The following is a 12,548-nucleotide window of genomic DNA, read 5'->3' as shown; positions in this document are numbered from 1 at the left end:
AGATTCATTCTCTTTTGATATCACTCTCGCAAAAAACATGCAAACAAGATATAGCTTTTGTGTGGGGTTACCTCACTAATTATCTAACACCATACGGTTTTTTCATTTTGTGGCCTTTTCTATCGTTAATAGAAACAATGTCCTAAAACGAAAAAAAGCACCGCTAATGCGATGCTTATTATAATCTAGTTCTGTGTTGTAGAACTGTGTTTAGCCACGGTAGTAGCGTTGAGGAACGAATGGCATTTTCTCTACAGTCATAGCCAACTTCTTGCCACGAACATCAGCAAACACTTCGGTACCGATTGCCGAAAATTCAGTCGCTACATAAGCCATTGATACTGGTTTGCCCGCTGTAGGACCTGCTGTACCACTTGTCACGATGCCGATTTCGTTATCATTAGCATCAAACAGCTTCGCACCTTCACGAACCGGCGCTTTGGTTTGACCAACAAGCCCAACACGTTTGCGTGCCACATCTTTAGTTTCGATTTGCTTAAGGATAATGTCTGCACCAGGGAAGCCACCAGCACGCTCACCATCAGCACGGCGAACCTTTTGAATGCCCCATAGCAGGCTAGCTTCAACTGGTGTCGTTGTCGTATCCAGATCATGACCATATAGACACAAGCCACATTCCAGACGAAGTGAGTCACGGGCGCCAAGACCAATCCACTCTACTTCTTCAAAGTCTGTTAGTGATTTCGCCAGTGCTTCTGCATTTGCAGATGGAACTGAAATTTCATAACCATCTTCACCAGTGTAACCTGAACGGCTAACAATGCACTCAACACCATTGATATCGAGTTTTCTCACGTCCATAAACAGCATATCTGCTACTTCAGGTTGTACACGAGCCAATACTTCAGCGGCTTTTGGCCCTTGAAGCGCAAGTAGCGCACGATCTTCAATCACTTCCATCTCTACGCCATCAGTAAGGTGCGCTTCTAAGTGAGTGATATCTTGTTCTTTACATGCAGCATTTACGACTACAAACAAGTGGTCGCCTAGATTCGCAACCATCAAGTCGTCCATGATGCCACCTTCTTCATTAGTAAAGAAAGCATAACGCTGCTTACCTTCCGGTAAATCGATAATATCAACTGGCACCAATGACTCTAGAATCTTCGCTGCGTTTTCTCCGTATAGACGCACTTGTCCCATGTGAGACACATCGAACAGGCCAGCCGCATCGCGACAATGCAAGTGCTCTTTCTTCACACCAAGTGGGTACTGAACTGGCATATCATAGCCAGCAAAAGGAACCATCTTCGCCCCCACTTCCACGTGTAATGCATGCAGTGGTGTTTTCAACAAATCTTGGGTTGCTTGTTCTTGAGCCATTGTATTCTCCATTGGGTTGGGCTGTATTTACGAGCCCTGCTCCTAAATCGGGGATGTCTAAATTCCGCTATTCCTTATTTATCTGCTTTGCAGTAGGAATGGCAGAGCATGAGTTATCGCACCTTACGTCTTGTTGTTGACGCCTATACGAAGTTAGATTTTCGTCATTTGGAAACCTTGTTTCCTATAATAAACAAGAATGCGCCCATTTTTCACCTTTAACAAGATATGAACACTCAAAAATGTGACATTTAACATTCCATTCACAGAATGACAGGCATGAAAAAAGCGTGGTTTCGACGACATTTTCGTCAAAACCACGCTCGTTCACAACTTTTAAGCACCAGAGCAAACGTTTGCCTTTATTATAGGAAACTGTCTCCTTTGACGATTATTTCGCCGTCACCCACAAAATATGGGCGTCTTCTTCACTGACGGATATCAACATATGACCCATATTTGCGTCGTAATACACACTATCTCCGGCCGACATAATCATCGGCTCATAAAACTCAGAAAAGAACTTCACTTCTCCTGAGAGAATCAGTAAAAACTCCTCACCATCATGTCGTACCCAGTCACCATACTCTTCGAAGGTTCGAGCCCTCACAGTGCTCTTAAAAGGCATCATCTTTTTGTTTGATAACTGAGTGGCAAGTAACTCATGCTCATAGGTAGGTGTTGGGTGAGGTTTACCTTCACCTCGACGAGTAAAATCACGGCGACCTGTTGCCACCTTTTTCTTAGGTGGTTCAAATAGTTGCGGCATATCTATATGCAAGCCCAATGCAAGTTTTTGCATGGCTTGAAACGTTGGCGATATCTGTTCGTTTTCAATCTTACTTAACGTAGAACGTGCAAGACCAGTTCTTTGACTCGCCTCTTCTAACGTCAGTCCTAGTTTGGCGCGAATATCTTTAATTCTTTCGCCTAGTTTTAGAGGCTCAATGTTCTCATCACCTTCCTTCGCTAAAGTCAGCGATGGGTATTCATCATAGATGTCTTCTGACATGCTTTCCCTCTTCTACTAGTAACTTCCTGTGACTCATTTTCATTGTTGCATGAAGCTGTGTCTTTATTAAAGACCATGTACAAAAATAAAGCGTGCTCTCCGTAACAGTTTTGGAAACTGTGTTTCCTATAGGAAATTTTTGATTGATTGTTGGTGCCGAGCGAGGTATGTTATCGGCTTGTTAGATGAAGAGATGCATTAGCGAGTACAGGTCCGTTGCGTTGTTAACCTCAACCTGTGCCGTTTTTATGAATGATTTAGTCCTACTTTTTGGGACATTCTCGCGCTGCAACATTGGACTTATGTTTCGTCCAAGCAGTACTAAGACAAGCCTCAGTCAGTACCAACAATAGGTAATATAAGGCACTGATTGAACAATGGAAGGTTCACCGCCATGAATGCTCAGTACTTGAAAAGCTACCAAAATCACAGCCTAGAAAGCTTCTTCTCAACCAACCTGTCTGCTACAGACGACGCAGTATTCACCGGAATACAAGCCGAGTTCGTCCGTCAAAATGAACAAATCGAGCTTATCGCTTCAGAGAACATCGTTTCTAAAGCGGTAATGCAAGCACAAGGCACCTGCCTAACCAACAAATATGCAGAAGGTTACCCAAATCGTCGCTACTACGGTGGTTGTGAGCACGTAGATACTGTCGAAGCTATTGCTATTGAACGTGCGAAAACCCTTTTTAAGTGTGAATACGCAAACGTTCAACCTCACTCTGGCGCACAAGCAAACGGCGCCGTTAAGCTAGCCCTTTTGCAACCGGGCGACACCATTATGGGTATGTCGCTTGATGCGGGTGGTCACCTAACTCACGGTGCACGTCCAGCACTGTCTGGTAAATGGTTCAATGCTGTTCAATACGGCGTTGATAAAGATACATTAGAAATCAACTACGACGACGTTCGTGCCCTAGCCGTTGAACACAAACCAAAAATGATTATCGCAGGTGGTAGTGCCATTCCACGTGTTATTGATTTCGCGAAGTTCCGTGAAATCGCTGACGAAGTGGGCGCAATCCTGATGGTTGATATGGCACACATCGCAGGTCTTATTGCGACAGGTGCTCACCCTAGCCCACTACAACATGCGCATGTTGTCACTACGACAACGCACAAAACACTTCGCGGCCCTCGCGGCGGCATGATCCTGACTAACCACGAAGACATCATCAAGAAGATCAACTCCGCGGTATTCCCGGGTCTTCAAGGTGGTCCACTAATGCACGTCATCGCGGCAAAAGCTGTGGCATTTGGCGAAGCTTTAGGTCCTCAGTTCTCAACTTATATCGATTCAGTGATCGCAAACGCAAAAGTTCTAGCCGAAGTGTTGCAAACTCGCGGTTGTGACATTGTGACTGGCGGTACAGATACGCACCTTATGCTTGTTGACTTACGACCTAAGGGTCTGAAAGGCAACAAAACAGAAGAAGCGTTGGAGCGTGCGGGGATCACATGTAACAAAAATGGCATCCCGTTCGATACAGAAAAACCTATGATTACTTCTGGTATTCGCTTAGGGACGCCAGCTGGAACCACTCGTGGTTTCGGTACTGAAGAATTTAAACTCATCGGTGAGTGGATTGGCGATGTTCTTGACGGTCTGGTAGAAAACCCTGAGGGTAACCCAGAAGTCGAACAACGTGTTCGTAAAGAAGTGAAGGCACTGTGTGCTCGCTTCCCACTTTACACTTAAAGAATAAAACATCCTTAATATTGGAGATAAAGCAATGGATAACACTTTGAAGTTTTCTGACAGCCACGAATGGGTACGCGACAACGGTGACGGTACTGTGACTATCGGTATTTCAGAGCACGCTCAAGAGATGTTAGGTGACGTAGTATTCGTTGACCTACCAGAAGTAGAAGACGAAATCGAAGCGGGCGAAAGCTTCTCTCTAGTAGAGTCAGTGAAAGCAGCTTCTGACATTTACGCGCCAGTTTCAGGTGAAATCGTTGAAATCAACGAAGAGCTTGAAGACAGCCCAGAGCTTATCAACGAAGAGTCGTACGAAGGCGGCTGGATTGTTAAGGTGAAAATGTCTGACGCCTCTGAGCTAGAAAACCTTAAGAGCGCAGAAGAGTACCAAGCTTCTATCGAAGACGAGTAAGCAACATACAGACGTTGCTCGTCTGTTTTAGTGTCGCCTAACTTGAACCGACGCATCCGTAAAGAGCGTTATCATCCCTGCGTAGGCAGGGATCTTGTTTTAGTTGGGCACATGCTTTTGGTAGATTCCTGCCTGCGCAGGAATGACATAAAAAAGCGGGTATGACGTAAAAAATTCGAGCAACGATTTTAAAGATCTCGCAGAGGATCTTTGAGAAGGTAAAGGAATCATGACTGAATTACTTCAAAGCCTAAGCACACAAAATGAATTTGTTGCACGCCACAATGGGCCAAACAAATCTGACCAACAAAAGATGCTGGACGCGATTAACGTACTAAATCTAGATACGCTAATTGAAGAAACTGTCCCAGCGCAAATCCGCCTTGAAACGCCAATGACGCTAGACGCTCCAATGAGCGAAGCGGACATGCTGGTTGAAATGAAAAAGTTCGCGGATTTGAACCAAGTTAAACGCACATTCATCGGTCAGGGTTACTACAACACCTTCACGCCAAACGTGATTCTGCGAAATGTTCTGGAAAACCCAGGCTGGTACACAGCCTACACACCTTATCAGCCTGAAATCTCTCAAGGCCGCCTTGAGTCACTTCTAAACTACCAACAAATGGTCATGGACCTAACTGGTATGGAAATCGCTAACGCGTCGCTACTTGATGAAGCAACCGCAGCGGCAGAAGCGATGACCCTATGTAAGCGTGCTGGTAAGAGTAAGAGCAAAGTCTTCTTTGTCGCTGACGATGTACACCCACAAACACTAGAAGTCGTGAAAACTCGTGCTGAGTTCATCGGATTCGAGGTTCAAGTCGGTTCACTAGAATCACTACCTGAACAAGATGTGTTTGGTGCACTAGTACAGTACCCTGGCACAACCGGTGAAGTACGTGACCTAACTGACATCATTGCTAAAGCACAAGCAAACAAAACACTAGTGACGGTAGCCACCGACCTTCTTGCCTCTGCCCTACTTAAGCCTGCGGGCGAAATGGGTGCAGACGTAGTTATCGGTTCTGCACAACGCTTTGGTGTACCAATGGGTTACGGCGGTCCACACGCAGCGTTTATGGCAACAAAAGATAAGCATAAGCGTACTATGCCGGGTCGTGTTATCGGTGTTTCGATCGATACTAACGGTAACCAAGCACTTCGTATGGCGATGCAAACTCGTGAGCAGCACATCCGCCGCGAGAAAGCGACATCGAACATCTGTACTGCGCAGGCACTGCTTGCCAACATGGCTGCGTTTTACGCGGTTTACCACGGTGAAGAGGGCCTTAAAACCATCGCTCGCCGTACACACCACATGACGGCTATCCTAGCAGCAGGTCTGACTAAATCTGGCTACGAACTGGCCCACAACAGCTTCTTCGATACCATCACAGTCAACACTGGTGACAACACAGATAAACTGCTTCAAAAAGCCATGGCGTCTGACATCAACCTACGTCAACTAGATGGTCAAATCGGTATCAGCTTCGATGAGACAACGACGATTGAAGATATCAACGTCCTGTTTGCAGTCTTCGGAGTTAAAGAGAAAGTAGAAGCCCTATCTGCTGAAATCGCAGGTAATGAGTTTGCTGCTATTCCAGAGAACTGCCGCCGTACTTCTCGCTACCTAACTCACTCTGTGTTCAACACGCAACACAGCGAAACACAGATGATGCGCTACCTAAAGCAGCTTGAGAACAAAGACTTCTCACTGACGCACGGTATGATTCCACTCGGTAGCTGCACCATGAAGCTAAACGCAGCAGCTGAAATGATTCCTGTGACTTGGCCAGAGTTTGGCTCTATTCACCCATTCGCACCAATGGACCAAGCGGCGGGCTACACAGCTCTAGCGAACGATCTTAAGAAGAAGCTATGTGAAATCACTGGCTACGATGAGTTCTCACTGCAACCTAACTCAGGTGCATCTGGTGAGTATGCTGGTCTAATTGCGATTCAACGCTATCACGAAAGCCGTGGCGAAGGTCACCGTAATGTTTGTTTGATTCCAAGCTCTGCACACGGTACTAACCCTGCGACAGCGTCAATGGTGTCAATGAAAGTGGTGGTAGTGAAGTGTGACGACAACGGTAACATCGACACTGATGACCTAGCAGCGAAGATTGAAAAACATCGCGAAAACCTATCAAGTATCATGATCACCTACCCTTCTACACACGGTGTGTACGAGGAACACGTGAAAGAAGTGTGCGAAATGGTTCACGAAGCTGGCGGTCAGGTTTATCTTGATGGTGCGAACATGAACGCACAGGTTGGTCTGACTAACCCTGGTTTCATTGGTTCTGACGTTTCTCACCTGAACCTTCACAAAACTTTCTGTATCCCACACGGTGGTGGCGGTCCGGGCATGGGTCCTATCGGTGTAAAATCACACCTAGCACCTTTCCTTCCAGGCCACATCGAAAATGGTGTTGAAGGTAGCGATTACGCGGTATCCGCAGCAGATCTAGGTAGCGCTTCTATCCTACCAATCTCTTGGGCATACATTGCAATGATGGGTGAAGCGGGTCTAACTGACGCAACTAAAGTCGCGATTCTAAACGCGAACTATGTAATGGAACGTCTACTTCCTCACTACCCTGTTCTTTACCGTGGCACTAACGGCCGCGTAGCGCACGAATGTATTATCGACATTCGTCCACTTAAAGAAGAGACAGGCATCAGTGAAGAAGACATCGCTAAGCGTCTAATGGACTACGGTTTCCACGCACCCACGATGTCGTTCCCAGTGGCTGGTACGCTAATGGTAGAGCCAACAGAGTCAGAGGACCTTGAAGAGCTAGACCGTTTCTGTGATGCGATGATTGCTATCCGCAACGAGATGACACAAGTTAAAGAAGGTGTTTGGCCACTAGATAACAACCCGCTTGTTAACGCGCCTCACACACAAGTAGACCTATCGAAAGAAGAATGGGATCGCCCATACTCTCGCGAACTAGGCTGCTTTCCTTCAAGCGCAACTAAGAGCTGGAAATACTGGCCAACGGTTAACCGCGTAGACAACGTGTACGGCGACCGTAACCTAATTTGCTCTTGCCCTAGCATTGATAACTACGAAGACTAGTTTTCTATGTGATCACAGATAACCAAGTTGGAAACTGTGATAACCGAGTTGGAAACCGATAACTAAATTGGAAACTAACTTCAGTAAAAAAGGCGAACCGTTTGGTTCGCCTTTTCTTTGTGGGTCGTTGTAGCTCATATGAACAATCAACTTAATAGCGTTAACTTAACTACCATACCGTCCTTAAAGCTGACTGGTTGGTCGGTAAGGATTTCCGTTGGTCGTTTTGTGCCCACTTTCAGAAATTAGATATAAGTGCTTCCTCGCTCTAGACGAAATAACATAAAGTAATCTTCTAGCAACATAGTCCTGATGTGACCTACTACAATCGATAATGTCATTCCAATGCGGGACTTTACCATTAAGCAGGCCTGTACAGATAACAACGTCATATTCATCCCCTTTCGTTGAATGGCATGTAGTGATTTTTACTCCATTCGAAGATGAAAAGAATCTGCTCAAGTCTGACGCCTTGTAATCCATCCCATACTTAGCCATTCGTTCAGTAGTAGCACTTAGTATGCTTTGTTTGGCTTTATAAGCTTCCGTCGTCTCATAAAGATCAATCTCCAGATTTTCGCAAGCTTTCTCAATAACTAACGCTATCCAAGGTTCAATTTCACTATTCATATTGAGCGATATGGAATTAACAGTTTTTAGTAGCGCTCTTGGGTCAATTCTCTCCTGCGTAGAACCCGCATCATACAATTTATCGGATAGTTCGATAGCTAACCGACGACGCTTAACAAAGTTGTTCATATTAACTTTAAGCAATACTAGCCGAATCAATGGAAGCCATAGGTTGTCTTGATTCTTTGGAATTGGTGAAATCAAAAACCCATCAATGTCGAAAGATTTCGCTAGTGCATCAATTCCTGTAGATAATGCCATCACATCGAACCAACTAGGACAAACTACTGCTATCTCTTGTCCTTCAATCCCCTGCGCTAAATGAGTCTCAACAATGCCTTTGATATACTCAGGCAATTGAGTTTTATCAACAGCAGACTCTAAGTGAACCACCGACGGGAAGTCCTTAAGTTCAGATAGAGCACTAACCGCATAACCAGCATCTTGATACCTAAGATAGTGGTTGATAACTCTTTGGCTGCTACGAAAACAACCAGTAAGGCGTTTCTCTTCTATTCCCTTATCTAGATCAAAAAACTGTTCTAGTTCTTTCTTACCTTTTACTACAGCCCCTAATCCCGTGTAAATAGCCTGCTCTTTATCCCCAATAACAGTGAGTTTAGTTTGTTTGTGAGAAATAATTAGCTTGAGAATCTCATACTGCATGGCCGACGTATCCTGATATTCATCGACTAGAACGTGGTATAAAAGTTTTGCTAAACGGCGTGCTATCTGTGGGTTGGCGACAAGTAATCGGTAACTGATGTTGAGAATTAGGTCAAAGTCGATGTAATCGTTAGTGGCCAAATAACGATGGTAATCAATCACGATCTTATACTCTACCGAGCCTTTTTTATACACGGGTTCATAATCGCAGTTAAGTGAAGTAACTATCTGGTCATAACCTTTTTTCTTGTAGTGTGTTTTGAGCTCAACTAACTTGGCTTCTCGTTCGTGCTCATCTATGACCACAAACCCGCCACATAAACGAGGTATATTATTAATATTGGGTCTAACAATCCATTGAAGGCAAAAGGCGTGTATGGTTCCCACCCATAAAGAGTTACTTTCTACTCCGTACGAAAGTAACCTTTCAGTGATAGTATCTGCTGCGATGTTTGTATAAGTTATAGCTACTACTTTACGCTTACCTATTAACAAATCTTCAGAGTTATCTAAAATATGATAAAGCTTAGAAACCAGAGTTTTGGTCTTGCCTGAGCCAGGACAGGCAGAAAGTAGCATGTCATCGACGTAGGTAACTGCATCCATTTGCTCTGGAGTTAGGTTTCGATATGGCATTATATTTCGACAAACCTCACAAAAGTATCATCAGCATAAAAAGACTTATACACGGTCAACTTACTCTCAAATGAATCTTCTTTGTCTACTGCGGCTTTTTCCTTTGCTTTCATAAGTTCCAGATTAAATTCCATCATCTTCAAACAAATATCGTCTAAGTTTCTACCAGTAAGAGAAAACTTAATCGCTTGTAAAATATAATCAGGAAGGAGATTATCAACGTGCGTGTGCTCTACCATTTGAGTAGCTAACCAACCCTTGCCAATCTTCTTAGCAAACTTAAGAGCACGGTTATATCTAACACACAGATCCTTATCTTCGATTTCACTCTTGACATTATTCAGGTGTTTACCTTTTTTATAGTTAGAATCCATAACTTCTGTAAATAATTCAGAGTTTTGATCAAATTTTACTAACTCTGTTTCAAAAGTATTTTGAGCATAGAATGCTTTAACGTATGGATTATCTCCTATATACATATCTAAGGCTTTTTTGCGTTCTTTCCCTGACTTGTCCGCATTCATTTGAGACTTTACAAAGTCATCTGTCGCGAATGTATCATTTGTTTCGGTTGCAAAAGCTTCGTCTAGATCGGTAAGAATCGCACAATAACTTCTTATTCGTTCCTTATGGAATAGGTCAGAGATATGTTTAAAAACTGTACCATCCATCTTAATTAGACTAATACCCATCTCATCTAAACTTATTCCAAGAGTAGATTTAACAAGCGCAGGTATCAGGATGAGCTCAGCATCCCCTTCAACTAAAATTACACTCTTTGCAAAGAGTATGTCGCTCCTCACCGCATCTAAATAACGCTCAATACATTGAACATGATTAGGTTCTAGCTTATTGGAAGGTAAATACACCTCAGTTTTTGTCTGCTTTCGTGACAAAATGTTCATAGATGAAATCTTGGATACAGAGCTAATCTGAGTTGAATGGGTCGACACAAATACCTGAGTGTTTTTGAAGTTGAAGTTTTCAAAGAGAGTTTTTTGAATGTGCGTATGTATATGAGCTTCAGGCTCCTCAATCATCAAAAAGTGTGTGATGTGGTCATCACTATCTCTGACTACCTCGTATTCGTAGAGTTTTAAAGCCAAGTATATTAAATTTGCACCACCTAAGCTGAGATCTTCAATTCTTCCTGTACCTTGGTAGTCCAACGAATCTTCAACGACCAAGCCTAGTGATTGAACTAGCTCTACAAAATCTTCAGGTAGTTGAGATGACACTCTGATCTTCGGAGAATACGTAGACCCTATTGTACTAACTAAAGAACTTGATATATCTTCACTTAGAGCTTTAATCTCAGGGATCGACGATATCTTTTTGTTTACATCTACAATGTCGTCTACAACACTCTTATCATCTTCAATCTCTTTGCTTTTTAGAGTTAGTAACTTATAAAGTGGATTCGTTTTATAATAACGAAGGTCTGCGACAACATTTCTTAATGCTTTGACGTAAGTACAAGCAACTTCATTTAACAACGAGAAATACGGTGGTTTCTTATTACCGAGTGTAGCTTCACTTTCCTTGCTTGGGTCAGGGAATTTATACTCATCAAAATCGCCCACCATAGCTTTATACGTATTTTCATCGGTGAAATCGAGCTTAGTTCTAACGAAAGCGAGTGGCTCATAGGTATCGCGTGTGATTGCCTTTGATTTTAAATAGCCTTGGATTGCTTCAGAGCGAGCAATCTTATCATCGTGCTTACACGTAAGCTCATACAAATCTTGTCTTATAGAAAACTTGGGGCGATAGATAAATGAGTATGTACCATCAGAAGAGTCAACTTTTTTGCCTTCATCATTCAAGATATAGTTCGACAAAACTTGTTGCTCTTCAGAGTCAGTCAACCCTTCAAAGTACAGAGTTATTACGACCCAATGCCCAAACGGCTCGTCGATTCCACGATGGAAATCCTCGGCAGATAGAAACTTTGAATTGGCTGGTAATGAGTCATCTAGAATAAGACGCATAGCTTGAAATGCGTTTGTTTTACCAGACGCATTTTCTCCAATAACTGTATTAACTGAGTCTTTTTCGAAGTAAAAGTTTGAACGTTCAAAGTTCTTGAAATTAACAATGGACAACTGACTAATATGCATGAGGAACAAGGCCTTAAGGCTAGTTTTTGACTAAGTCAATGATACTAATCGACCTTGCAACTTCTACATGTGACAAAGCTCAATTTATTGCATATTACTCACTCAGTATCCTACACACAAAGGACTAAATCATCTGCATCGAGACTGAAGGCTAATTCAAGTTTAAGCAATCTCGATAGAACGCTCCCTCAGTATCCTGAAACAACCTTACCTTCCCCTCACTTGTAACCAAGAAAATAACAACAAGCTCACTAGCATCGCTATTAACCAGTAAAGATCTTAACCAAAACGTCTCATTACACTCCAAAGGTGCCAGCGCGTCAGCTCCTTCAAAGATGACAAGTGTCTTGCGTCTACAACCTTCCAAAGTAGCAACCAGTTCTCGATTCTCTTCTGCTGCGAAAGCAGCTAGGGGGGATTCATACTCATTAAAGTTCAGATTAAAGACATCTATGCCTCTACTCTTAGCTCGGTCTCTACACACATCCAAGTAGCCCTCTGGTGTATGCTCAGCTATCAATGAGCAGATGGTGAGCTCTAGTTCCCATGCCATACTGATAAATCTTTCTGCGCTAACCATAACCAAGCCTAACTAATCATCACACGTTTGTAATATTAGCCCCTTTAAAAAAGATATCTAACTCTGTCGAAAATAAGCAACCAGACCAATAAATTTGCATGTTTTATCAGTTTTTTTTGAGTCAGAGTTCCAAATGTACGATCCGTGAACAATTCTTTTTTAAAGCAATGAAATATAAGGACATTAGATTCTATATCGATTTATATAAGGAATAATAAATAAGCCTAATGAAAAACTGCAAATTCCATGTATCCCTTCAAATATCACATTGAATTACAAGCTATTCTAATTCAGCTCCCTAAGCTCTAAGCTAATTATATAAGTTATAATAAATCCTTTAATTACAACA

Annotated in this window: 8 protein-coding genes; 3 read left to right on the top strand and 5 right to left on the bottom strand. The window is 43.0% G+C overall.

The features are described from left to right. Positions 1-210: 210 nt before the first annotated feature. Complete coding sequence (gcvT, locus tag AWH66_RS02470) at positions 211-1,344, bottom strand: glycine cleavage system aminomethyltransferase GcvT (protein ID WP_063605109.1); 1,134 nt, start codon at positions 1,342-1,344, stop codon at positions 211-213. A gap of 391 nt (positions 1,345-1,735) precedes the next feature. Beyond that, positions 1,736-2,356, bottom strand: a complete 621-nt coding sequence (locus tag AWH66_RS02465; RefSeq protein ID WP_006069464.1) for a helix-turn-helix domain-containing protein — start codon at positions 2,354-2,356, stop codon at positions 1,736-1,738. Positions 2,357-2,750: 394 nt separating this feature from the next. On the opposite strand from AWH66_RS02465, the gene AWH66_RS02460 reads away from it, so the two are divergent. The 3 genes from AWH66_RS02460 to gcvP all read left to right on the top strand — a co-directional run bounded on the left by AWH66_RS02460 (position 2,751) and on the right by gcvP (position 7,567). Beyond that, positions 2,751-4,058, top strand: a complete 1,308-nt coding sequence (locus AWH66_RS02460) for a serine hydroxymethyltransferase (RefSeq protein WP_063605108.1) — start codon at positions 2,751-2,753, stop codon at positions 4,056-4,058. A 34-nt stretch (positions 4,059-4,092) separates the two neighbouring features. Continuing rightward, entirely contained in the window at positions 4,093-4,473 is a 381-nt protein-coding gene (gene gcvH, locus AWH66_RS02455; protein WP_006069462.1) for a glycine cleavage system protein GcvH, read from the top strand. A 229-nt stretch (positions 4,474-4,702) separates the two neighbouring features. After that, a complete protein-coding gene (gene gcvP, locus AWH66_RS02450) occupies positions 4,703-7,567 on the top strand; it encodes an aminomethyl-transferring glycine dehydrogenase (protein WP_063605107.1) in 2,865 nt (954 codons plus the stop codon). A 183-nt stretch (positions 7,568-7,750) separates the two neighbouring features. On the opposite strand, the gene AWH66_RS02445 is transcribed toward gcvP, so the two are convergent. The 3 genes from AWH66_RS02445 to AWH66_RS02435 form a co-directional block, all read right to left on the bottom strand. After that, a complete protein-coding gene (locus tag AWH66_RS02445) occupies positions 7,751-9,499 on the bottom strand; it encodes a UvrD-helicase domain-containing protein (protein ID WP_063605106.1) in 1,749 nt (582 codons plus the stop codon). Continuing rightward, a complete protein-coding gene (locus AWH66_RS02440; RefSeq protein WP_063605105.1) occupies positions 9,499-11,619 on the bottom strand; it encodes an ATP-dependent nuclease in 2,121 nt (706 codons plus the stop codon). The genes AWH66_RS02445 and AWH66_RS02440 overlap by 1 nt, the downstream gene beginning before the upstream one ends. 151 nt (positions 11,620-11,770) lie before the next feature. Continuing rightward, complete coding sequence (locus tag AWH66_RS02435; RefSeq protein ID WP_063605104.1) at positions 11,771-12,172, bottom strand: hypothetical protein; 402 nt, start codon at positions 12,170-12,172, stop codon at positions 11,771-11,773. Between the last annotated feature and the right edge of the window lie 376 nt (positions 12,173-12,548).

Source organism: Vibrio barjaei, from assembly GCF_001639065.2.
GTDB classification, from domain to species: Bacteria; Pseudomonadota; Gammaproteobacteria; order Enterobacterales; family Vibrionaceae; genus Vibrio; species Vibrio barjaei.
The sequence above is the reverse complement of the archived record's forward strand: the minus strand, read 5'-3'. Positions and strand labels throughout refer to the sequence as shown.

Bases quoted from the DNA above. Each gene is read 5' to 3' on its own strand.
- AWH66_RS02460 (WP_063605108.1), top strand. From the start codon at position 2,751: ATGAATGCTCAGTACTTGAAAAGCTACCAAAATCACAGCCTAGAAAGC.
- gcvP (WP_063605107.1), top strand. From the start codon at position 4,703: ATGACTGAATTACTTCAAAGCCTAAGCACACAAAATGAATTTGTTGCA.
- gcvT (WP_063605109.1), bottom strand. From the start codon at position 1,344: ATGGCTCAAGAACAAGCAACCCAAGATTTGTTGAAAACACCACTGCAT.
- AWH66_RS02445 (WP_063605106.1), bottom strand. From the start codon at position 9,499: ATGCCATATCGAAACCTAACTCCAGAGCAAATGGATGCAGTTACCTAC.
- AWH66_RS02440 (WP_063605105.1), bottom strand. From the start codon at position 11,619: ATGCATATTAGTCAGTTGTCCATTGTTAATTTCAAGAACTTTGAACGT.
- AWH66_RS02435 (WP_063605104.1), bottom strand. From the start codon at position 12,172: ATGGCATGGGAACTAGAGCTCACCATCTGCTCATTGATAGCTGAGCAT.
- gcvH (WP_006069462.1), top strand. From the start codon at position 4,093: ATGGATAACACTTTGAAGTTTTCTGACAGCCACGAATGGGTACGCGAC.
- AWH66_RS02465 (WP_006069464.1), bottom strand. From the start codon at position 2,356: ATGTCAGAAGACATCTATGATGAATACCCATCGCTGACTTTAGCGAAG.